This is a genomic window from Rhodococcus sp. MurmanLake-1, from assembly GCF_056945715.1.
This window is the reverse complement of record NZ_JBWZNF010000005.1, coordinates 407,526-429,237: the sequence shown is the minus strand read 5'-3', so window position 1 is coordinate 429,237 and position 21,712 is coordinate 407,526. Positions and strand designations below refer to the sequence as shown.

The 21,712-nt window shown below is 62.0% G+C and carries 24 protein-coding genes; 11 read left to right on the top strand and 13 right to left on the bottom strand.

Features of this window, described 5'->3' with window-relative positions:
- Nucleotides 1-17: 17 nt before the first annotated feature.
- The 3 genes from AC2ETI_RS17320 to AC2ETI_RS17310 all read right to left on the bottom strand — a co-directional run bounded on the left by AC2ETI_RS17320 (nt 18) and on the right by AC2ETI_RS17310 (nt 4,452).
- Nucleotides 18-2,051 carry an Ig-like domain-containing protein gene (locus AC2ETI_RS17320; protein ID WP_483634152.1) on the bottom strand — a complete coding sequence of 678 codons (2,034 nt, stop codon included), beginning with the start codon at nt 2,049-2,051 and terminating at the stop codon, nt 18-20.
- Between the two features lie 81 nt (nt 2,052-2,132).
- A complete protein-coding gene (locus tag AC2ETI_RS17315) occupies nt 2,133-3,563 on the bottom strand; it encodes an Ig-like domain-containing protein (RefSeq protein ID WP_279163251.1) in 1,431 nt (476 codons plus the stop codon).
- Between the two features lie 310 nt (nt 3,564-3,873).
- Nucleotides 3,874-4,452 (bottom strand): type IV toxin-antitoxin system AbiEi family antitoxin domain-containing protein, encoded by a 579-nt coding sequence (locus tag AC2ETI_RS17310; RefSeq protein WP_069146209.1) that lies wholly within the window; start codon nt 4,450-4,452, stop codon nt 3,874-3,876.
- Nucleotides 4,453-4,579: 127 nt separating this feature from the next.
- Between AC2ETI_RS17310 and AC2ETI_RS17305 the strand changes: the two genes are divergently transcribed.
- Nucleotides 4,580-5,350, top strand: coding sequence for an LmeA family phospholipid-binding protein (locus tag AC2ETI_RS17305; RefSeq protein ID WP_029254824.1), 771 nt, complete (start codon nt 4,580-4,582; stop codon nt 5,348-5,350).
- On the opposite strand, the gene deoC is transcribed toward AC2ETI_RS17305, so the two are convergent.
- Nucleotides 5,347-6,012 carry a deoxyribose-phosphate aldolase gene (gene deoC, locus AC2ETI_RS17300; protein WP_024488037.1) on the bottom strand — a complete coding sequence of 222 codons (666 nt, stop codon included), beginning with the start codon at nt 6,010-6,012 and terminating at the stop codon, nt 5,347-5,349. The genes AC2ETI_RS17305 and deoC overlap by 4 nt on opposite strands.
- Nucleotides 6,013-6,076: 64 nt before the next feature.
- Between deoC and purU the strand changes: the two genes are divergently transcribed.
- Nucleotides 6,077-6,964: a formyltetrahydrofolate deformylase gene (gene purU / locus AC2ETI_RS17295; protein WP_003941509.1), complete on the top strand. Its 888-nt coding sequence runs from the start codon at nt 6,077-6,079 to the stop codon at nt 6,962-6,964.
- On the opposite strand, the gene AC2ETI_RS17290 is transcribed toward purU, so the two are convergent.
- Nucleotides 6,961-7,638: a GntR family transcriptional regulator gene (locus AC2ETI_RS17290; protein WP_020968909.1), complete on the bottom strand. Its 678-nt coding sequence runs from the start codon at nt 7,636-7,638 to the stop codon at nt 6,961-6,963. The genes purU and AC2ETI_RS17290 overlap by 4 nt on opposite strands.
- Nucleotides 7,639-7,812: 174 nt before the next feature.
- Between AC2ETI_RS17290 and AC2ETI_RS17285 the strand changes: the two genes are divergently transcribed.
- Genes AC2ETI_RS17285 through AC2ETI_RS17275 form a run of 3 tightly spaced genes read left to right on the top strand, consistent with a single transcriptional unit; the run spans nt 7,813 to nt 10,711 of the window.
- Nucleotides 7,813-8,565, top strand: coding sequence for an HpcH/HpaI aldolase family protein (locus tag AC2ETI_RS17285; RefSeq protein WP_020968908.1), 753 nt, complete (start codon nt 7,813-7,815; stop codon nt 8,563-8,565).
- Nucleotides 8,562-9,926 carry an MFS transporter gene (locus tag AC2ETI_RS17280; RefSeq protein ID WP_003941494.1) on the top strand — a complete coding sequence of 455 codons (1,365 nt, stop codon included), beginning with the start codon at nt 8,562-8,564 and terminating at the stop codon, nt 9,924-9,926. Before AC2ETI_RS17285 ends, AC2ETI_RS17280 begins: the two co-directional genes overlap by 4 nt.
- The gene (locus tag AC2ETI_RS17275) at nt 9,914-10,711 is read left to right on the top strand and encodes a carbon-nitrogen hydrolase family protein (protein ID WP_003941519.1); all 798 of its coding nucleotides are present in this window, start codon (nt 9,914-9,916) and stop codon (nt 10,709-10,711) included. Before AC2ETI_RS17280 ends, AC2ETI_RS17275 begins: the two co-directional genes overlap by 13 nt.
- Here the strand turns inward: AC2ETI_RS17275 and AC2ETI_RS17270 are convergent.
- The 5 genes from AC2ETI_RS17270 to AC2ETI_RS17250 all read right to left on the bottom strand — a co-directional run bounded on the left by AC2ETI_RS17270 (nt 10,708) and on the right by AC2ETI_RS17250 (nt 15,011).
- On the bottom strand, nt 10,708-11,739 hold the full coding sequence (locus tag AC2ETI_RS17270; protein ID WP_021333908.1) for an alpha/beta fold hydrolase: 1,032 nt from the start codon (nt 11,737-11,739) through the stop codon (nt 10,708-10,710). The two genes, AC2ETI_RS17275 and AC2ETI_RS17270, sit on opposite strands and share 4 nt — an antisense overlap.
- A gap of 168 nt (nt 11,740-11,907) precedes the next feature.
- Entirely contained in the window at nt 11,908-12,204 is a 297-nt protein-coding gene (locus AC2ETI_RS17265; RefSeq protein WP_003941505.1) for a DUF2516 family protein, read from the bottom strand.
- Between the two features lie 96 nt (nt 12,205-12,300).
- A complete protein-coding gene (locus AC2ETI_RS17260; protein WP_483634151.1) occupies nt 12,301-13,128 on the bottom strand; it encodes a heparin-binding hemagglutinin in 828 nt (275 codons plus the stop codon).
- On the bottom strand, nt 13,121-13,627 hold the full coding sequence (locus AC2ETI_RS17255; protein ID WP_019744418.1) for a helix-turn-helix domain-containing protein: 507 nt from the start codon (nt 13,625-13,627) through the stop codon (nt 13,121-13,123). Before AC2ETI_RS17255 ends, AC2ETI_RS17260 begins: the two co-directional genes overlap by 8 nt.
- Before the next feature lie 103 nt (nt 13,628-13,730).
- Nucleotides 13,731-15,011 carry a DUF445 domain-containing protein gene (locus AC2ETI_RS17250; protein WP_020968906.1) on the bottom strand — a complete coding sequence of 427 codons (1,281 nt, stop codon included), beginning with the start codon at nt 15,009-15,011 and terminating at the stop codon, nt 13,731-13,733.
- A 170-nt stretch (nt 15,012-15,181) separates the two neighbouring features.
- Between AC2ETI_RS17250 and AC2ETI_RS17245 the strand changes: the two genes are divergently transcribed.
- Both AC2ETI_RS17245 and AC2ETI_RS17240 read left to right on the top strand, forming a co-directional pair.
- Nucleotides 15,182-15,916, top strand: coding sequence for a TetR/AcrR family transcriptional regulator (locus AC2ETI_RS17245; RefSeq protein ID WP_003941527.1), 735 nt, complete (start codon nt 15,182-15,184; stop codon nt 15,914-15,916).
- Between the two features lie 57 nt (nt 15,917-15,973).
- Nucleotides 15,974-16,828, top strand: a complete 855-nt coding sequence (locus AC2ETI_RS17240; RefSeq protein ID WP_019744420.1) for a polyphosphate kinase 2 family protein — start codon at nt 15,974-15,976, stop codon at nt 16,826-16,828.
- 16 nt (nt 16,829-16,844) lie between these two features.
- Here the strand turns inward: AC2ETI_RS17240 and AC2ETI_RS17235 are convergent, their stop codons facing one another.
- A complete protein-coding gene (locus tag AC2ETI_RS17235) occupies nt 16,845-17,066 on the bottom strand; it encodes a hypothetical protein (RefSeq protein WP_020968904.1) in 222 nt (73 codons plus the stop codon).
- Nucleotides 17,067-17,180: 114 nt separating this feature from the next.
- Between AC2ETI_RS17235 and AC2ETI_RS17230 the strand changes: the two genes are divergently transcribed.
- Nucleotides 17,181-17,750: a DUF2231 domain-containing protein gene (locus AC2ETI_RS17230; RefSeq protein WP_020968903.1), complete on the top strand. Its 570-nt coding sequence runs from the start codon at nt 17,181-17,183 to the stop codon at nt 17,748-17,750.
- A 22-nt stretch (nt 17,751-17,772) separates the two neighbouring features.
- On the opposite strand, the gene AC2ETI_RS17225 is transcribed toward AC2ETI_RS17230, so the two are convergent.
- Nucleotides 17,773-18,186, bottom strand: a complete 414-nt coding sequence (locus tag AC2ETI_RS17225; RefSeq protein ID WP_020968902.1) for a DUF6292 family protein — start codon at nt 18,184-18,186, stop codon at nt 17,773-17,775.
- A gap of 120 nt (nt 18,187-18,306) precedes the next feature.
- On the opposite strand from AC2ETI_RS17225, the gene AC2ETI_RS17220 reads away from it, so the two are divergent.
- The gene (locus tag AC2ETI_RS17220) at nt 18,307-19,575 is read left to right on the top strand and encodes a glycosyltransferase (protein ID WP_483634150.1); all 1,269 of its coding nucleotides are present in this window, start codon (nt 18,307-18,309) and stop codon (nt 19,573-19,575) included.
- A 71-nt stretch (nt 19,576-19,646) separates the two neighbouring features.
- On the opposite strand, the gene AC2ETI_RS17215 is transcribed toward AC2ETI_RS17220, so the two are convergent.
- Nucleotides 19,647-20,090 (bottom strand): STAS domain-containing protein, encoded by a 444-nt coding sequence (locus AC2ETI_RS17215; protein WP_020968900.1) that lies wholly within the window; start codon nt 20,088-20,090, stop codon nt 19,647-19,649.
- 391 nt (nt 20,091-20,481) lie between these two features.
- Between AC2ETI_RS17215 and AC2ETI_RS17210 the strand changes: the two genes are divergently transcribed.
- Together AC2ETI_RS17210 and AC2ETI_RS17205 are read left to right on the top strand one after the other, a co-directional pair.
- Nucleotides 20,482-20,913, top strand: coding sequence for an ATP-binding protein (locus tag AC2ETI_RS17210; protein WP_020968899.1), 432 nt, complete (start codon nt 20,482-20,484; stop codon nt 20,911-20,913).
- The gene (locus AC2ETI_RS17205; protein ID WP_020906739.1) at nt 20,910-21,704 is read left to right on the top strand and encodes an RNA polymerase sigma factor SigF; all 795 of its coding nucleotides are present in this window, start codon (nt 20,910-20,912) and stop codon (nt 21,702-21,704) included. The genes AC2ETI_RS17210 and AC2ETI_RS17205 overlap by 4 nt, the downstream gene beginning before the upstream one ends.
- Nucleotides 21,705-21,712: the final 8 nt, after the last annotated feature.

The following is a 21,712-nucleotide window of genomic DNA, read 5'->3' as shown; positions in this document are numbered from 1 at the left end:
TGTGTGCAGGCGTCGGGCTAGGACCCGAAGATGTTTTCCAGGCTTCCCAGCGAACCTGTCGAACTGCCGCCGTTGCCGGGCTCTCCGCCGTCGGACTCTGCCGTGATCTTGACGGTGACTGCAGTCTGGGTCTCGGAACCGAGGTAGCCGTCGGTTCCGCTGAACACCGCGGTGATTCGGCGATCACCGAGTTCGGTGAAGGTGTGCGAGAGCGTGGCCTTGCCGTTCACTACCGCAACCGGTCCACCGATCGGGGTGGTTCCGTCCATGAACTGAACGGTTCCTGCGCTGAGCGTAGGTGCCACTGCCGCAACGAGATCAACCTTCGCGCCCTTGACCGCTGACGCCGGAGCGCTCACGGTGATGGACGTTTCCTGATCCTCCGCGGCCGGAGCCGTGACCGAAACCGACTGAGCGGCCGAGGTAGAGGTGAGGAATCCTGTTGCACCCGAGTAGACGGCCGTGATGTCGTGCGTACCGACGCTCGCGAACTCGTGCATGATCGACGCCTTGCCCTCGACGACCGGCACCGGCGAGCCGAGATTGCCCGAGCCGTCCTTGAACTGCACCGTGCCACCCACCGGCGACGGAGTGACCGCCACGGAGAGACCCACTGCCGTACCGGTTTTTGCATCCGCCGGAACGGTCAAGACCGTCTCGGTCTGCTGGTCGGTGGGAGCCGGCGCCTTGACGTTCACAGTCTGGGTGTTGGACGTCGAACCCAGGTAGTTGCCCGAACCCGAGAATACTGCGGTGATGCTGTACTCGCCCGCCACGGTGAAGGTCGGCATGGTTGTCGCCTTACCCGTGGCGTCCACTGGAACCGAGGGGCCCAGATCCCTGCCACCTTCCTTGAACTGCACGGTGCCACCTGCAACACCGGTCGAGACAGAGGCAGTGAACGACAATGCCTCACCGGTCGACGCCGTCGACGGGCCGACGAGGGTGGTCGTTGTGTTCTCCTCGACCACCACCGGAGCGACTGTCAGCGCATGGGGCGCCGACGTCGAAGTCTGGTAGACACCGGAACCGGAGTACACCGCCACGATCGAATGCGCGCCTTCTGCATAGGAATTCGTCAGCGACGCCTTGCCGTTGGCATCGACGGTAACGGCGCCGCCGAGGTCGGTTGCACCGTCTTTGAACTGCACCGTGCCACCCGCCGGAGTAGGCGACACCGTAGCCTCGACGGTCACGGACTCACCTGCAACTGCACTTGCGGGGCCGGTGATCGCGGTTGCAGTGCTCTTGTCCGCTTCGGACACGACGACGTCGACAGCTGACGACGTGGAGGTCGCCACCTTTGCATTTCCGAGGTACTTGGCCGTCACGCTGTGGGTTCGGACGTCAGCCGGTGTCCAGGCAAGTGTTGCAACACCATTGGCGAGCGCGCCCGCACCGATCTTGGAACCTGCGTCGAAGAACTCCACCGAATCACCGTCGGCACCACCGGTCACCGTCGCACTCAACGTCACCGGCTGCCCCACCTGAGCGCCACTGACCGGTGACACGGCCGTCGTCGAGACGTTCTTCTGAACATTGATCGACGGGCCACGACCATTCGTCGTGTCGTCAACGAACACCGTCCCGTCGAAATGCACCGTCGTCGACAAATTGGTACCACGAGCACAATCCGCACCGACGCGATACTGGAATTCGAACGTCTTGACGTCACCGCCCCACATCGGCCACTCCGTAGCACCCGCACTCAACCGAACAGAATCAGTAGCCACCTCGTTGACACGGAACGCACTACCGTTCACCGTCGCCGAACCATCGACATACGTCATACACGCCGGATGAAAATCGCGCACCGCATACAGATTGTGAACTCCAGCAGTTCGCTTGAACACCGTCTTCGACGTGATCACATCACCCTCGGACGGCGTGCCGTTACTGATCGTCCGAGTCACCTTGTACCCATCGGAATTGAACTCCGCCGTCACCGGAGCCGCACCAGCAACCCCGACACCCGCAACCACCGCGAAACCCGCAGCAACAGCAAACACACTCAAACCTGCAACTGCACGACGTGCAGAACCTACAGACATAGATTTTCCTTCTCGAGAAGTGAGGGATATGGGTGATGCCCCACCACCTGAAGCGGGCGGGGCATCACCGGGTATTGATTGCTAGGAGCCGAAGATGTTGCCGAGGCTGCCGAGCGAACCGGTGCCGTTGCCTGGTTCTTCACCGTCGACCGGTGCGGCGATCTGGACGGAGACCTGATCGGAGGATGCCGTCACCGTGCCGGCGCCCGAGTACTCCGCCGCGACAATTCGCTGACCCTGAGTTGCGGGCTTCCACGAAAGGCTGGCCTTCCCGGATGAATCGACCGTAGCCGTGCCGATGACGGTCTCACCGTCCTTGAAGGTGACTGTGCCACCGGCATTTGCAGGACTGATCTGAGCGGAGATCGTCTGTGCAACGCCGACCTGCCCCGCTACTACGCTGAGATCTGTTGTGGAGCTTGTTGTTCCGGCGGGCTGTTCGGCGACTGTCACATTCGCGGTGGTACTCGACCCGGTGACGCCGGATCTGCCGGCGAACACAGCCTCGACGTTCTGCGCACCGGCAACCGTCGGAACCCAGGCGTAGGTCGCTTCACCGTTGCCTGCCACCGGCACCGAAGCGAGCACCGTTCCGCCGACCTTGAACGTGACCGTTCCACCGGTGCCCGACGCGGACACAGTCGCTTTGAGAGTGGTCGACTTGCCGACCTGCGCGCCCGAGATCGGCGCCAGCGTCGTACTGGACTGAGCATCGGCCTGCGAAACGTTCACGATCAGCGCTGCCGAAGCGGAACCGACGGCACGCGCCGTGTCGGCGAACTTCGCTGTGATCGAGTGATCTCCACGGGTGGTCGGTGTCCAGGCAAGTGTTGCAACACCATTGGCGAGCGCGCCCGCACCGATCTTGGAACCTGCGTCGAAGAACTCCACCGAATCACCGTCGGCACCACCGGTCACCGTCGCACTCAACGTCACCGGCTGCCCCACCTGAGCGCCACTGACCGGTGACACGGCCGTCGTCGAGACGTTCTTCTGAACATTGATCGACGGGCCACGACCATTCGTCGTGTCGTCAACGAACACCGTCCCGTCGAAATGCACCGTCGTCGACAAATTGGTACCACGAGCACAATCCGCGCCGACGCGATACTGGAATTCGAACGTCTTGACGTCACCGCCCCACATCGGCCACTCCGTAGCACCCGCACTCAACCGAACAGAATCAGTAGCCACCTCGTTGACACGGAACGCACTACCGTTCACCGTCGCCGAACCATCGACATACGTCATACACGCCGGATGAAAATCGCGCACCGCATACAGATTGTGAACCCCAGCAGTTCGCTTGAACACCGTCTTCGACGTGATCACATCACCCTCGGACGGCGTGCCGTTACTGATCGTCCGAGTCACCTTGTACCCATCGGAATTGAACTCAGCCGTCACCGGAGCCGCACCAGCAACCCCGACACCCGCCACCACCGCGAACCCCGCAGCAACAGCAAACGCACTCAAACCACCGACAATACGACGAACACCACTCACGGACATCCACATCCCTCTCGCACACGGGAGCAGACAGCCGTCCAGGACAAGCGTCCGTCTGCTTTTGATGCCGTGACGTTATCCCATTGACTGTAAAGTAACTACGCTTTTCGCCGAATTAGTTCATCGCCGACATCACCAAGCTGCAGCGATCATGGGTCGAAAGTCCCGAAGTACTGGTGCAGATATCGCTCCACCTGGACTGAAGTCAGAATATTCGCCCCGAAGTAGCGCATTTCAAATCTCTGATATTGGTCTCATATTCGATTTCGAACGTGATGCCAGAAGGTCGCAGAAGCTCAAAATACTATCTCGACTACAGGCTTGCGGCGAGCGCCAACTCCACTCGGACGGCAACGTCGATGCTCGCGTTTTCACACGAGAGATACAACTCGTGCGCGTCGAGTCGACCTATCGCTACCGCATCGGCGACTACTTCGTTGAGCAGAACTTGAGAAATTCCACCGGATGCGAGGTCGTGCACGGTGCGCAAAGGCGTGGTGATGCGGATGGGTCCGATCTGTTCGCACTCGTCGTCCGCGAGCGGCAGTCGGTGCAGGGCGACTTGGCGGGTCGGCGCCGCGAGTGGGTGCGCTGTCGAGAGATGAATAAAGCGAGGTTGCAGGTGCCCGAGGCCATGTAGATCTGCGGCGCTGTAATGCGAGACGGTGGCGCTACCGGCGAACCACGTGCACCACTTCGCAAATTCGTCCAAGGCAGTATGTCTGACGCGTTCGAGGCGAAAGAGTCCGCGGCACTCACATGTCCATGTTCCGGATTCCGCCATCTCCTCCATCGACGCCAGACCGAAACCCAGTTCGGACGCTTGGAGAGCCGTGACGAATCCACACTGTCGCAGCGCCAGCAGCTCGAGTGATTCGTAGTCCGAAGCCATGACCACCTCCGGTGACCGTCGAAAACGCCGTTTCGAACAGACTACGGGCGACTGTGTCGCGCATCACAGGAATGAGGAAGTGCGTATTCACAGAGTTCGTTCAGACTCGTCGGGAAGAATCTGGCGAATGACTGTCGCAGCGAACAACCCTCGTCCGCGCAACCGAGTGCTCGTCATCCTTCTCGTGGTGATCGCCGTGCTCGTGGCGGCACTCGTCGGTGGAGAACTGTACGTACGCAACCAGGTGAAGACCTGCATGGCCGATCAGTTCCAGAGCGAACTGGGATCCCAGGTCGACGTCGGGTTGAGCTGGAAGCCCGTACTCCTGCAGGCAGTCGACAAGAAGGTGCCGTACATCAGCATCGACAGTGACGACTCTTCGTTCGGCCCCGCAACGGGCATGCAGGTTCACGCGAAGGTGAACGACATCAACTTGCAGCCCTCGGCGGGTAACAGCGGCACCATCGGCAGCTCCAGCGCCGACGTCACCTGGTCTACGGCAGGCATTCTCGCCACCTTGCAGGAGCAGACCTTCGGTGGCCTCGTCTCCGGCGTCACCGCCGACTCGAGCGCCGGAACACTCGCGTTCGACGTCGGACCGGTCGGGCTCGCGAAGCTCACGGTCAAGCCCACCGTCACCAACGGTGTGGTCGACGTTCAGACCGTCGGCGCCGAGATTCTCGGATTGGGTCTGCCGACAGACCTGGTCGACGGCATCGTCCAGACACTCACCGACAGCCTGCAGACGTACCCGCTGGACATGAAGCCCACCAAGCTGACCGTCACCGACGACGCAATCCAGATCTCACTGGAGGGCGGCGCTTACGCCATGCCCGTCGCCGACGCGAACAACCAGAACGCCTCGGCGGTGCCGGACAGCTGCGGCCTGCTGACCTAGTCGGTCAGACCGTCCAATACTGCTCGGGTTCCGGACAATCCGAGACGGGTGGCGCCGGCCGCAATCATGTCGAGTGCGGCCTGCGTCGTACGTATTCCGCCACTGGCCTTGACTCCCACGCCTGGGCCGACCGTCCGTGCCATCAGTTCGACGGCCTCGACCGTCGCCCCACCCGCGGGATGGAATCCGGTGGAGGTCTTGACGAAATTCGCCCCGGCGCGCACGGCCGCGCGGCAGCATTCGACGATGGCCTCGTCGGACAGAGCAGCGGTTTCGAGGATCACTTTGAGGATCGCACTCTCCCCCATCGCCTCACGGACGGTGAGGATGTCTGCGAGCACAGCGCTGTAGTCGCCCGCGACCGCCGCTCCCACGTCGATGACCATGTCGATCTCGGCTGCGCCCTGATCGACGGCCAGTCGCGCCTCGGCACCCTTGACCAGTGAATGATGCTTCCCCGACGGGAATCCGACGACGGCCGCCGTCACCAGTCCGTCGGCGCGAATCGGCAACATCGACGGCGAGACACAGACGGCCAGCACACCGAGGCTGCGTGCCTCGTCGATCAGGGCGGTCACATCGGCCGCGGTGGCTTCGGGTTTGAGGAGAGTGTGGTCCACCATCGCGGCAACCTGGGAACGAGTGAGTGCAGCTTCAGACATGATGGAAAGCTTGGCACACCACCACGCGACCGTCGCCGCAGCCGCACCTGAGAGACTAGGCCGCATGACCGCTGCACCTTCGATCGACGATCGTCGCTATGTTCTGTCCCTCGGCTGCCCCGACACCACGGGCATAGTCGCACGCATCTCGACCTTTCTCACCGACGTCGGTGGATGGATCGTGGAGGCCGCATACCACGCCGATGCCGACACCGGATGGTTCTTCACGCGTCAGGCGGTCCGTGCGTCGTCTGTGAGCATGAGCATCGACGAGCTTCGTGAACGTTTCAAAGCTGTTGCGGCCGAGATCGGTCCGGAAACCGAGTGGACTCTTCACGACTCCGGCGCACCCAAGAAGATCGTGCTGCTCGTGAGCAAGGAAGGTCACTGCTTGCATGACCTCCTGGGCCGCGCCGCGGGCGGAGAACTTCCGGCAGAGATCAGCGCCGTCATCGGAAATCACGAGGACCTGCGCAGTGTCACCGAGCGCCACGGGATCGACTTCCACCACGTTCCGTTCGCCAAGGACCCGGCCGAACGGGGACCGTCCTTCGAGAAGGTCCGCGCCCTGGTCGACGCTCACAACCCCGATGCCGTGGTTCTTGCACGCTTCATGCAGGTGCTTCCCGAATCACTGTGCGAGCACTGGGCCGGCCGCGCGATCAACATCCACCACAGCTTCTTGCCGTCGTTCATCGGTGCCCGCCCCTATCACCAGGCGTTCGCCCGCGGCGTGAAGTTGATCGGCGCCACCTGCCACTACGTGACCGCCGAACTCGATGCCGGTCCGATCATCGAGCAGGACGTGATCCGCGTCGACCACGCCGACGATGTCGCCGACATGGTCCGCCAGGGTCGAGACATCGAAAAGCTCGTGCTCTCACGCGGACTGCGCTGGCACCTCGAGGATCGTGTGCTGGTCCACGGGCGCAAGACGGTCGTATTCAGCTAAGGCTGATCGGCAGGCAAAAGGGCAAGGACCTCCGGTACCGGCCGGAGGTGTGCGGCCAGAATTTCGAGAGCCTTGTCTGCATCGGATTCGTCCAGCGCCTCAACCAAGGCACGATGCTGCGCATTGATCGTGTCCAGGCGGTGCGGTCCCACGTTCAGGGCGCGCACCGCAACTCTCTGTTGCCGTGACCGGAGCGACTCGTAGAGTTCGGTCAGTACCGAGTTCTGTGCAGCTCTGACCATCGCAAGATGGAATTGCCGGTCGAGACCGGAAACCTCGAACCAATCACGTTCGCGCCCTGCAGCTTCCATCGGTTCGATCAGCTCGATCATTGACGTCGGCGCGCCGAAGCCTCGGGCACACAGCACCGTCACCGCGTGACCCTCGATCAGTTGCCGGCTCTGGTAGACCTCTTCGAGCTCACGGGCTGTCACGGTTCGGACCTGCGCGCCCTTGCGCGGCAGGAGAGTGATGAACTTTTCGGCGGCCAGCCGATGGAATGCCTCTCTGACCGGCGTACGGGACACCCCCATGGTCCCGGAGACCCACAGCTCGTCCAGGAATCGCCCCCCTTCGATCGATCCACGAATGATCTCGTCCCGCAACCAGACGTAGACGCGGTCGCGTGCCGGCCCCTGGGTGGCTGACGGGTCGGCAGTTGCCGGTGTCGACATCACAATCCCTTCGCACTGGCGTCCGCCGGGTTGACGAACTTGTAACAAATTCATCATACCGACTCTGGACACACCAAGTATTCTCTGTGTATACATGACGTATACGACAGCTGTGCGGGTCGTCACACCGATCAGATCAGTCGTAAAATCCCTACTGCCAAGGAGCCCACCAGCATGTTCAGCACTCCCGCCGACCGCCGTCACGCGATCTGGCTGTCCGATCCAAGCTTTGCCGCAGCAGAAATTGCGCGTGGGCTCGGCTACGGCGCGGTGATCCTCGACATCGAACACGGGTCGTTCGACCTTGCCGACCTCGAGCGATTCATCCCCTTCCTTCGCGGCCTGGACATGGAGGTTCTCGCGAAAGTACTGGGACCCGAGCGCGGACCCATTCAGCAGGCTCTCGACTTCGGCGCCACTGCCGTTGTCATTCCGCACATCGAAAATGCTTCCCATGCAAAGGAAGTCACTGCGTTCGCCAAATTCCCACCGCTAGGCGACCGTAGTTTCGCCGGCGGGCGCACGACCAACTACGGCGGTTTCACCGACGACTGGGTCCGTCGCCAGGACACCTTCACCCGTTGCTACCCGATGATCGAGGATGCCGGAGCAATCGAGAACATCGCAGACATCCTGGCACTGGACACCGTCGACGGCGTCTTCGTTGGCCCGTCCGATCTTTCGCTGCGCCGAGAACGCGGTGCATACACACGTACCGAGGGCGATTTTGCCGACCTCGCTATCGTTGCCGCAGCGGCAGCCGAAGCAGGCAAGCCGTGGGTACTGCCGGCGTGGAGCGTGGAAGAGAAAGAATTTGCCGTCCGACACGGCGCTGATCAGATGGCGTTGATCATGCAGCACGGTGCCCTCGCTGCCGGCTTTGCCGGACCGCTCGATCAGATCACTCGGATTCGGGAGTCTCGATGACAACACAAACCTCGGAACCCGGCTCGTCACCGATAAAGGCGGCCGTCCCGCCGAAGATCGGCCGTGCCCGTTGGGGTATCGCCGGAGTTCTCGGCGTCGGCATGTTCGTCAACTACATCGACCGCGTGAACCTCTCCATTGCCGCACCGGAGATCATGCGCGACTTCGACATCAGCGCTTCGCAAATGGGAATGGTCTCGTCCGCGTTCCTGTGGACGTACGCCATGCTCCAGATGCCGATCGGTTCGTTCATCGACCGCATCGGCGTGCGGTGGGTCAATCGAGCTGCCGCGTTTCTCTGGGCCGTGGCGTCGTTCGCCTCCGCTGCGGCAGGTGGACTGGGAATGCTCCTGGTCGCCCGACTCGTCCTCGGTGTCGGCGAAGCGCCTACTGTCCCGGCCGGCTGGAAAGCAATCGGCCAATGGTTCCCGAAGCAGGAGCGTGGGACCGCGACTTCCATCTTCGACGGGTGTGCCAAGATCTCGAACGTGATCGGCATCCCGATCATGGCGTTCTTGGTCACGACGTTCAGCTGGCACGCGGCCTTCATCTTCACCGGCATCCTCTCCGTGGCCTACCTCGCGATTTGGTGGCTGCTGTATCTGACGCCCAAAGAGGCACTGGCGAAAGGTCGGCTGAGCCAAGCGGAGTTCGACTACATCCGCGAGGGCGGCGCCGAAGACGAGGACGCAGAAACCAGCGGTTCGCTCAATGGTCTGGGCTACCTCCTGCGGCGACGCAAGACTTGGGGACTCGCACTCGGGTACGCGTCCTATACGTACGCCTACTACGTGCTCTTGACCTGGCTCCCCGCCTACTTGGAGAAGAGTTTCGGGGTCAACCTCCTCAAGGGCGGCATCTACACGATGATCCCGTGGCTCGTCGCCGTGATCGCACAGTTCCTCATCGCCGGCATCCTGATGGACAGGTGGTTGGCCAAAACGGGTGACGTCACCAAGGTCCGCCGTACGGTCCTCGTGGTCAGCCTCCTGGCATCACTTGCTGTCACGGGAGCGGCATACGCGGGATCGATCGCAGTCGCCCTGATCTTCCTCTCGATCGGAGCAGCAGGACTGGCAGTGTCGGTCCCCGCAGGTTCGTCCATCGTGGCGCTCATTGCGCCTGAGGGATACACCGGGTCGCTCGGCGGCATCGTCAATTTCGTGGCGAATCTGCTCGGAATCGCGGCGCCCATCGTGACCGGCATGGTGGTCGACGCCACCGGTTCGTTCGCCGGCGCGTTCATCGCGACCGGTGCGGTACTCATCGGCGGAATCTTCTGTTACACCGTGGTGCTCGGCAAGATCGAGAGAATGCCGGCGCCCCAAGCCCAGAAAGGCACAACCACATGGTCGACGTAGCAATCGCACAGTACGCCCCAGGACTCGACAAGCAGTCGAATCTCGAGCAACTCACGAAACTGGCGAGCGAAGCGGCGGAATCCGGCGCTCGCATCGTGGTCGCTCCCGAGTACGCGATGTTCACGGCTCCGAGCATGGACTCACGTTTCGTCTTGACCGCCGAGTCGCTCGACGGCGAATTCGTCTCAGCGCTGGCAGACCTCGCAACAACTCTCGGCATTCACATAGTCGCCGGGATCAACGAGGCAGTTACGGGCTCCGACAAGATCTCGAACACCTTGGTCGCCCTGGCCCCGAAACTCGGTGTCGTTGCGATCTACCGAAAGCTGCACCTGTACGACGCTTTCGGTTACAAGGAATCGGACGTCGTCCGTGCCGGTGAGATTCACGACCCCGAAACCTTTGTCGTGGAAGACGTCCGGTTCGGTCTTCAGACTTGCTACGACCTTCGCTTCCCGGAAACGACACGACGGATCGTCGATGCAGGCGCCGACGTTCTCCTCCTCCCGGCAGAGTGGGTGCCCGGCCCGTTGAAGGAAGATCACTGGACAACTCTCGTCCGCGCCCGCGCGATCGAGAACACGATCTACGTCGCGGCGGCCGACCAATGCGCACCGGCGGGATCAGGCGCGAGCATGATTGTGGATCCGATGGGCGTCATCGTCGCATCTCTGGGAGAACGCGTGGGTATGGCGACTGCAACCGTCTCCCTCGAACGAATCGCGGAGGTTCGGATGAAGAATCCGGCTCTCGAACTACGCAGATTCGGAGTCACCGCGCGCTAGAGATTGCGCAGTCGCACGATTTCCTTGTCGAACTCGTCGATGTTCTCGATCGACGACATGTGACCGACGCCCGGCAACACGATCAACCGTTCGAGGTTGCCGGCGTCGTCGAGGACCTGCGCAAGCTTGCGCGCATGGACCGGCGGAGTGAGCCGATCGAGCGAACCGACGAGCACGGTGGTCGGCACTTCGAGATTGTCGAGTCCCTCGTGAATGTCGAGGGTGCTCAGCGCTGCTCCCCAACCGCCACGAATACGCGGCTTGCACTCACGAACGATGTTCTCGCAGAACTGAATCTCGGCCTTGGTCGCGTTCGGTGACATCGAGACGTACTGGATCGCCTTCGTCATGGCGCCCGAGGAGACAAACGGAACGGGCGAACTGAGGATGGCGCGGCCCACGGGGACAGGCACCCGAGGAAAGCGATTGGGCAGTGGGATGACCGTGGTCTCGGCGATCAACCTTTCACTCGCGGTGCTCGCGAGCATGACCGCCGACGCGTACTTCTTGACCTCGTCGGGGTGACGACCAGCCCAGGCGATGATGCTCATCCCGCCCATGCTGTGACCGACGATGACCGCCTTCTTGTCCTCGCGAACCGTGGCTGCCAGCACGGCAGAAAGATCGTCGGCGAGGACGTCCGGGCCGAGCGGAAGATTACCGACGGTGCTGCGTCCGTGACCGCGCTGATCGTAGGTGATGACGCGATATTCACCGGCAAGCGCATTGACCTGCGGGTACCAGAATTCGGTTGAGCACGTCCAGCCGTGACTGAGAACGATCGGATCGCCGTCGACGGGACCGTAAGCCCGGACATTGATGATCGCACCGTCGTCGGTGGTCAGCTCACTGATATCAGCTTTGAGCGTCGGAGTCTTCAGGAGTGCGTTGGGCTCGACGTCGCTCGAAAGAGTCAACCCGCGCGTGGATCGCCGATGACGGATCCCAGCGACTGCCGCGACGAGTGCTCCCACTCCGACGGCGCCTGCCAGTACTCGAAGCTCTGTGGTTCGCGAACGACTGGACATGCATTTACCCCTGACTGCTGCTGACGACAGACGGATGCAATCTATGTGTGACTGCCGTTAACCGACACTATCACTCGAACAACGCGCGTTGTCAGCGTTGGAGCGAAGAGTGGGGCAACACACGGTGACCTGGAACCGCGTCACCGGATGAGCAGAAACCGCGGCCCGCTACCAGCGGGAACCGCCATGCTGGATGTCGTCCACGCGCGGTCGAACGTCGACGAGATATACACACACTGCAACAACCGCGATGATGCCCAGGAGACCGACAGGGGATGTCGCCAGCAGGATCAACGCCGCAACGATCAGAATTCCGAGCCAGATCGGCTTGGTCAATTTGTTGACCGCGGTAAAGGCGTCCGGACGCTGCCTGACGGCATGAACGATCGCGTAGACAGCACCCACCAACGCGAGCACTTTCAGTGCGAGAAAGATCAGACCGACTAGCCCATCGACTTGAGTCACAACTACATCCTAAGTTCTCATCCGGTTCCCGACGAACACGAAGGCTCCCACACTCGGCTGAGCGCGGGAGCCTTCGTCAGGTGGAGCTGGGCAAAATCAGGCCTTCTTGGCCGGAGCAGCCTTCTTGGCCGGAGCCGGCGCGGCGGCCTTGGCCGGAGCAGCCTTTGCCGGTGCAGCCTTGGCCGGAGCGGCCTTCTTGGCGGCGGTGGTCGCGCGCTCCTGGACGTCGGAAGCAGCAGCGGTCACGCGAGCAGCAGCTTCCTTGGAAGCCTCGTCTGCCTGGTCACCGAGGTCGAGGACCTTCAGTGCTGCCTCGTCGCCTGCGTCGGCGATCTTCTCGCCGGCGTCAGCGATCTTCTCGCCGACCTCTTCTGCGGTGTCGGAGATGCGTCCGGCAGCGCGGCCGGCCAGCTTGGCAGCCTGCTCGCCCACGGCGCGCGTCTGACGAGCAACGGTTCCGAGTGCGTCTTCGGTCAGCTCGACGGCGTCGCCGAGTGCCGACTCTGCAGCAGCGATGCCCTCTTCGACTGCGGGCTGCTTGCGGATGCGCTCGACTGCGTCTTCGCCGCGCTCTGCGAGGGAGTTGTACAGATCGCCGGCAACCTTGAGGTATGCCTCGGCGACCTTGCGGAGTTCCTCGGGTGCGAACTTCTCTCGCAGCTCGGCGAGCTCTTCGGGCAGCTCGGACGGCAGGCCGGCGAGACGCTCGCGCAGTGCCTCGACGCTCTCGGCAACGTCACCCTGAACGGAAGCAAGCTTCTCGCGGGCACCGTCGACACGGCCGTTGACGTCACCCTGGGTGTTCTCGGCGCGCTCACGAACCTGAGCGACTACATCGGCCACGGCCTGGACAACCAGGTCGCCTGCGCCGACAGCGGCGTAGAGCGAGGTCTTGACGCTGTCGATGGCGTTCTTGTCAGTCATCTTGTTCTCCTAGTGAAGTCTCGGTGTCTGGAATTGCGGCCGATTCAGCGAAATCGGGCGCTGCGGCTGGTCTGGACGACTCGTTCTCGCGACAGAACGAGTCGTAGATTTCGAGCAGTACTTGCTTCTGCCGTTCGTTGATGGCCGTCTCGGCCAACACCGCGTCCCTGATGGGACTGTGCGGGCGTTGTTCGAGATATCCCGCTTGGACGTACAGGACTTCTGATGAGACCCGAAGACCCTTGGCAATTTGCGCCAGTACGTCTGCCGACGGTTTGCGCAATCCGCGTTCGATCTGACTCAGATACGGATTGCTGACGCCGGCGAGTTGAGCAAGTTGGCGCATCGAAACTTGGGCGGCTTCCCGCTGTGCACGAATGAACCCCCCGATGTCGTGTGCCGCAGAGCTGACGACGCGAGCTGCCAAGTCGCTTGCTCCGGCTGCGGCACCGGATAATTCACGATCTCCGTCATCGGAGTTCGTCGACTTCGCTGGCATTGCGTCCTCCCTTTCCAGTGGACATTTCCCAGGATAGGAGAGGGTGCTAACTATTGCAAGCACTACTGCTAGCACTCGTGGTGGACGTCACATACCGGACAGCTCAGCCGAAGATGAGAGTCGAAATCGTGTAGATCAGCAGCCCGGCGATCGAGCCGACAACGGTGCCGTTGATACGGATGAACTGAAGATCTCGACCGACCTGCAGCTCGATCTTCTGGCTCGCTTCGTCGGCATCCCACCGCTCGACCGTGTCGCTGATGACTCCGGTGATCTCGTCGGTGTAGTTCTCCGCGATGTACTTGGTGCCCTGCACCAGCCAGCCGTCGACCTTCTCACGCATGGATTCGTCGTCTCGCAGCCTGACTCCGAAGCCGGCCACGTTCTCGGCGACCTTGGTCCGCAGGGTGCTGTTCGGATCGTCGACCGACTCCATGATGAGGCGCTTGGCGACCTGCCACGTCGACGACGCCAGACCCGTCACTTCCTCGCGGCCCATGATCTCCGCCTTGATCCCTTCGGCCTTCTTGATGGTCTCCGGGTCGTTCTGCAGATCATCGGCGAAGTCGATCAGGAAGCGGTTGGCAGCGAGGCGTACCTCGTGTTCGGGATTGGAACGGACCTTCCAGGTGAACTCGACGAGTTCCTTGTAGATCTTCTCCCCCAGCATCGCGTCGACGAATTTCGGCGACCACGCCGGCGAATCGCGAACGATCACACGGTCGATCGTCTCCTGGCTGCCGAGTGCCCACTGATGCGCGCGCTCGGCAAGCAATTCGATGATCGGCAGTTGCTTGTTGTCCTTGAGCAGCTCCCCGAGCACTCGGCCGATCGGCGGTCCCCACATGGGCTCGGCCAGCCGCTTCACGATCGTGTTGTCGATGATCTGGGCAATGTCCTCGTCGCGAAGAACCTCGACCATCCCGCGCAATACCGTCGACGTCTCGGCGGCGACGCGAGCGGCATTGGCAGGTTCAGCCATCCACGTACCGAGGCGGAGCGGAATCTGCGCCTGCTGCACCTTGGCCGACACAACCTCGGGAGCCAGGAAGTTCTGACCGACGAACGAGCTCAAACTGGCTCCGAGCTGGTCTTTCTTACGCTTGATGATGGCAGTGTGCGGGATGGGAAGCCCCATCGGATGACGGAAGAGCGCGGTGACGGCAAACCAGTCGGCAAGCGCGCCGACCATGCCCGCCTCGGACGCGGCCCGGACGTACCCGACCCACTCTCCGGCGCCGCGGGATTCCTGCCACCGGCAGAAGATGTAGACCACCGTCGCGAAGCCGAGGAGGCCAGTGGCGAAGACTTTCATCTTGCGAAGGTCCCGACGCTTGGCGGCGTCGTCGAAGGCGGAGAGGCTCAGTTGCTGCACCCTCGCCATTGTGCCGAAAGGTGTGACGCGGCGTAGCGCGAGCGACACGATGTCCGATTCGCTAGGACTTAATCCCCCGAACTGCGGATGTGAGTGCCCGAGATAAAGGCACGGACATTAAGCTGGACCAGAAAGTAGACCGATCGGACGTGGCTCGCACCACAGATATGAGATGACTCGTGGCCAAGAATGCCGTGCAGGACAACGAGCAGGTAGACGGCCCAGTCGTTGCTGATGCGAAGCCCGAGAAATCCGACGGTCGCAAGCGTCGGTGGCGCGAACACAAGATCGCTCGCCGCGAGGAACTCGTCGACGGCACCATCGCTGCTATCCGGGCCCGCGGCCGTGAGATCGGCATGGACGAGATCGCGTCCGAGATCGGTGTGTCCAAGACCGTGCTCTACCGGTACTTCGCCGACAAGAGCGACCTCACCACCGCCACGATGATGCGGTACGTCGAGACCATCCTGTCGCCGCGTATCTACGAAGCCATCAGCGGTGATCTCGACGATTTCGAACTCACCCAGGCCAGCATCACCGCGTACGTCGAGACGGTGGCATCCGACCCCGACATCTACCTCTACGTCATGGCCAACGGCGCCGGCGCCAACCGCGACGTCGTTGCCGATTCCGAGCGCATGATCGCCGAATTGCTCTCCACGGTGTTGGGCAATCGTCTTCGCGAGATGGAGATGGATTCCGGCGGTTCCCTGCCGTGGGCGTTCGGGATCGTCGGCGGAATTCAGCTCGCGACGCACTGGTGGATCTCCAACAAGTCGATGTCCGCAGAATCGCTGATCGACTACCTCACCATGATGACGTGGGGCGGCATCACCGGCATTGCTGCGGTCAACGGATCACCGGCCAAGTTCAAGTCGGTTCCGCATCCCCTCGTCAAGCCTGCCGAGGACTGACTCGCCCGAGACCGAACTTTCGAGCCACAGGGGTCGATCCTGTGGCACTCTTTCGGCATGGCACAAGACTCGCTGTGGGAAACACCGGCCGCCAAGACACTGCGGGCGGAGCCCGGGTTCGAACTCGATCAACTCGATCGCAACAGCACTCCGGGATTCACCGGAAACAAAGCTGACGGCGAACGTCTACTCGAGGAGCGCGGCGCGGTCCTGTCCGACCTGCAGGAGTTGCTCTACGCCAACGGCAGGTCCGGGGACAGCCGTTCCATCCTGCTGGTCCTGCAAGGAATGGACACCGCAGGCAAGGGTGGCATGGTCCGACACGTGATCGGTCACGTGGATCCTTCGGGAGTTCAGCACGCGGCCTTCGGCGTCCCGACCGAAGAGGAAAAGCAACATCACTACCTCTGGCGGATCAAGAAGGAACTCCCCCGCGGCGGCTATCTCGGTGTGTTCGATCGCTCCCACTACGAGGACGTCCTGGTCGTGCGCGTCCACGATCTTGTCCCTGAGGATGTCTGGAGCGCGCGCTACGACGAGATCAACCAGTTCGAGAAGGAACTCGTCGACGCCGGAACCACCATCGTGAAGGTGGCGATGTTCGTCTCGCTCGACGAGCAGAAGAAGCGGCTCGAAGAGCGGCTCGACCGCCCGGACAAGTACTGGAAGTACAACCCGGGTGATGTGACCGAACGCGGTTTGTGGCCTGCATATCAACAGGCGTATCAGGCAATGCTCGACAAGACGTCGACCGAGCACGCGCCGTGGTACGTCGTGCCGTGTGATCGGAAGTGGTACAGCCGAATTGCGGTCACGGAGCTACTGATCGACGCTCTGGAAAAGCTCGATCTCGACTGGCCGCCTGCCAACTTCGACATCGAGGCGGAGAAAGCGCGACTGGCACAGTCCTGATCAGAAGCAGTCCTGATCAGAACAGGTGTGGGGATTCGCGGTGCACTTTGTGGTCGTGATGAACGGTGCTGGTGTACAGGGCAACCGCCAGTCCGATGGACGCGACGCCGGCGAGCCCGGCAATCAACGCCCAACCACCGTGCCCTGAACCGGCGGCCACGAGAAAGCTGCCGAGACAGACAACTGTGGCCAGCACCAGGAAATACGACGCCCACGCTGCAAAGAGATTGAGCTTCATCGTTCGCTCCTCCGGTCGGATCTCTTTCGTTTCGACCGTACGCCGGAGCATGACGGTCGACAAGACACTCCTGTCGTGAGGTTTCCCGACGTCTACGCCGGGTAGCCGAATTGCATGGACATCGGAACTCTTTACCGCGGAATCGAATCGGCGCGCGGACTGGACGGTCCGTCCACTGGCATCAGACGCAGAATCCTCGAGATCACCGAGCGATCCGACAGATCGCGTACTGTCGCCGCACTTCTGCGCGGCGCCCTCGTCGGGCATCCCATCCATCCCGCCCTCGTGACCATTCCCGCGGGCGCGTGGACGGCTTCGCTGATCTTCGACGTGTCAGGCGATCCGCAGACTGCACGACGGTTGATCGGGCTCGGGCTGGTCTCGACGCCGCCGGCTTTGCTGACAGGCTGGCTGGACTGGTCCGAACGTGGCGACGTCGCACGCCGTGTGGGGCTGGTACACGCCGCGTCGAATGCTGTGGGGATCTGGTCTTTTGCCGCGTCGTACAGGCTACGCGGCAAGGATTCACTCGCGCTGGCGCGAGTTCTGTCGGTGCTGGGGCTCACCGCGGTCGGTGTCGGTGGCGCGCTCGGCGGTCACATCGTTTTCAAACTCATGGACGATCCTGCCGTCGAGGCTGCAGCGACTCCGGTTCTCGATCCCATCCTGGACGTGGTCAACTGAGCTGATCGGACCTCAATACTGTTCAGGCGTAAGCACTTCCGGAGTAGCTTCGTAGTTCTCGCGCGGTCTCGTCCGAATCCGCCAGTGGCCTGTTCATGACCCAGTGCGGGTTGCGCGTGCCCAGTGTCGCGGCAAAGTCGGCGACGGCGTCCGGGGTCGGCACTGCGTGTTCGCCCAGATATCCGAGAACGATGAGGTCCTCCCCTGAACGAGTCTCCACGGCCAGGGCCCAACCGCACGTCTCCTCCCACAGCAACGCCACCTCACGCCCAGGGAAACGCGGCACAGTTCGATCCAACGCGATGTAGGCCTCCAGAGGATGCTCGCGCCTGCAACACCATTGCTCTATGCCGGCCCCCACGCCGACCGCCACCCGTTGTACGTACCGCTCGAACCCGAGTCCGACGGTTGCGTCGACCAGCATTTGTTCTGTCATCGAACCTCACTCCTCGCCATCGTGTTTGGAATGTGCCCAGCGCTGACCGCGCCGAAACCCGGTTCAGATCACGGACTCCGGGTATCCCCAGACGAACCGATCAAGTGGAGAGGGGACCCGATGAAGTACTCGCCCGCTATAGCTCCCGGACGAATGCTGAAGATCTCCATGGTGTCGGTGAACGCCGATCCACTCGCACCGGTGGGCTGCTCGGCAGCCGGTGCACAGAACCTGCACGTCGACGAACTGTCCGCGGCCCTGGTTCGCGCCGGACACGATGTCACCGTCTTCACCAGGCGGGCACACGTCGGTGGACCGGACCGCGTTCGCGCCCGCGCCGGGTACTCCGTCGACTATCTCGAAGCCGGACCGACACACGCTCTCCCGGACGCCGAAATACTCCCCCACCTGGGCACCTTTGCCAGCATTCTGCGCGCTCAGTGGAGTACCGACCGACCCGATGTGGTGCACTCGCACTTCTGGATGTCTGGTGTGGCAACGGAACTCGCGACCCGCTCACTCGGCATCCCCGTACTTCAGACATTCCATTCCCTGGGATCTGCGGCGCACCGACACCTCGGAGCAGCCGACGACAGTCCATCGGAGCGGACTCACCTGGAACCGTTGATCGCCAGGGGCGCAACCCATGTGATCGCGACAAGTTCGGACGAGATCTTCGATCTGGTTCGGCAGGGGTCACCACGATCACGGACCACGATGGTGCCCTCGGGCGTCGATACCGAAGCGTTCACCCCGGAGGGACCCGCCGCGAAGAAGACCGCGCCGCATCGATTGATCTGCGTCGGAAGGCTGGTGGAGCAGAAGGGCTTCGATGTTGCCGTCGCCGCGCTGGCTTCGCTGCCGGACACGGAGTTGGTGGTGATCGGCGGGCCACCCGTCGCGCAACTGAGCACCGACGAGGTTGCGATCCGCTTGGTCAAGCTCGCCGAGCGGCTCGGCGTCGCAGATCGAGTCCAATTGTTGGGACGCGTTCCGCACCGCCAGCTACCGAAACTGATGCGGTCGGCCGACGCCCTCGTATGCACCCCCAGATACGAACCTTTCGGAATCGCGGCGCTGGAAGCGATGGCGTGCGGAGTTCCTGTAGTCGCGACTCCTGTTGGCGGACTGCGGGATACGGTGATCGACGGACTCACGGGGCGTCGGGTGCCGGTGAACAGCCCCGTGGAAACCGCGCGCGCGGTCCGGCATCTTCTCGACGACGAAGACGAGGGCGCGGCGTTTGCACGGCAGAGTCGGGCCCGAGCGTGCGAATCGTATTCATGGGATCACGTCGCCACCGAGGTGGTCCGAACCTACGGCCGCTGCGTCACAGCACCGCCGAGAGCCCGCCAACACAAGGGCACTCACCGAAGTGAAGTGCACTGACGCTGACGGGCTCTACGAAGCTGATTTCTCGAAACTGTAGGTGACTCGAAACTATCGGCGAAAGGGCGGTATCAAGCCGGGAAACGTCGGGTCTCTTCGAGTCCGATTGCATGATCCAGCGACTCGTAGCAGGCAAACATCGACTCCTGACCAGCTGCTTTGAGTAGCCTCTGAACCGGGCGGGCGCAGACGAGCGCGAGTGTGCCGCCCACGTCGCGTGATCGCGTCGACAGGACCGACAGCACGGACAAGCCGCACGTCCCCATGAATTCGAGTTCGGAGAGATCGACAACCAGCGTCCGGTCCGCGGCAACGTGGTACGTCAAGAAGTCACGAAAAGCATTGGCGCTCATCAGGTCGATCTCGCCACGAACGTGGATCACAGCGGTATGTGCACTGATGCGGTGCGCGTGAAACGATGCGGTCGCTGTCCCGGTCGCGGGAGGTCCGTAATCTACCGATCCCTTCGCCGCGTTCGTAAAGCCTGAAATAGATGATCCTGGAACAACAGTCATGGTTCTCCCATCCCGCAACGGTTTACACTCTGCAAAAGAGAAGGGACCTCCGAAGGAGCCGCACGATGAACGGGTCTCCAGAATTACGGATAAATCCCTCATCGGCTGTGTGCTCAACCTCGGTTTGAAACAGTACGCCAGCATGACCGGCGTCACAAGTGCGTTGCGACCATTCGTTTCGGTGTTCCGAACAAAAATGTGGTTTGGTCTGCGGTTCCGCGAGGTAATCCGATGTTGCGATCGCCAACGGTCGTGAGCAGAATCGTGTCGTTTACCCCGGCACCACCATCGACCAAATTTCGTGTTCGGGGGTCACTGTGAAGGTCGAGATGGGTATCGTTCTCGGCACCAGACTTCACCGCGACCCCTGGTACGACGATCCGGAGAACTTATGGCACACCTCAGCGCACTCGAGCCCGATCAGGATCAGACTCAGCCAGTTGTGGAGTTGAGGATTCAAGCGACTCTCGATCAGCTGTCGATTTTGCGTGCACTGGCCGCCACTGTTGCCATTCAGGAAAACTTCGACCTCGACGCCATCGCCGACATCAAATTGGCCATGGACGAAATCTGTACGCATCTGATTGTTCGTGCTGCGCCTGATTCGGTTCTGGTGTGTCGGTTCGTGTTCACTCCCCCGCAACTGCACGTATCCGTATCGACGACAACCACGGAGTACGAGGACAGCACTCAGCGATCGTTCGGGTGGCACATCCTCACCGAACTCACCGATTCGATTTCGCTCGACCAGGAAGAGAACCTGGGCGGCGTCGGCTACATCACGACCATGAAGTTCACCAAGGCCCTCAGCGGGCGCCTGTGACCGCTTCCGCAGACGGCCCGTCACGCCCGCGCCGGCGGTCCACCGACGAATATCGGGACGTCATACCCGTTTTCGAGGAAATGCGGACCCTCGAGCCCCACAGTCCGGAGTACGAACGAGTGCGCACCGCACTGATCACCAGGTGCCTACCGTTGGCCGAACACATCGCCAGACGATTCGACGGACGCGGCGAGGCACACGACGATCTGGTTCAGGTGGCGCGCCTCGGTCTGGTCAACGCCGTCGACCGTTTCGATTCCACGCGCGGATCCGATTTCGTCTCGTTCGCGGTTCCCACCGTGATGGGCGAAGTTCGACGACACTTCCGCGACACCGGTTGGGCATTGCGGGTTCCACGCCGGATGAAGGAGTTGCACTTCCAACTCGGGCAAGCCATCAGCGAGCTGTCACAACAACTCGGGCACGCGCCGACCGTCGACGAGTTGGCCGAGACGTTGGGGATCGAACGTGAAGAAGTTGCCCAGGCGTTGATCGCCGGCAACGCGTACCAGACCGTCTCGGTCGACGGTGCCGCGTCCAATCACACCGACGATCTTCCGCTCGTGGAAACACTCGGTGACTACGACGCAGCACTCGAGAACGTCGAGAATCACGAGGCCTTACGTCCACTTCTCGACAAGCTGCCCGAACGAGAGCGGACGGTGTTGATGCTCAGATTCTTCGGAAACCTGACGCAGACACAGATCGCCGAGAAAGTCGGTGTGTCCCAGATGCACGTGTCGAGATTGCTCGCGAAGACATTGAGTAATCTTCGCGAGCAACTCGACTGAACGTGACT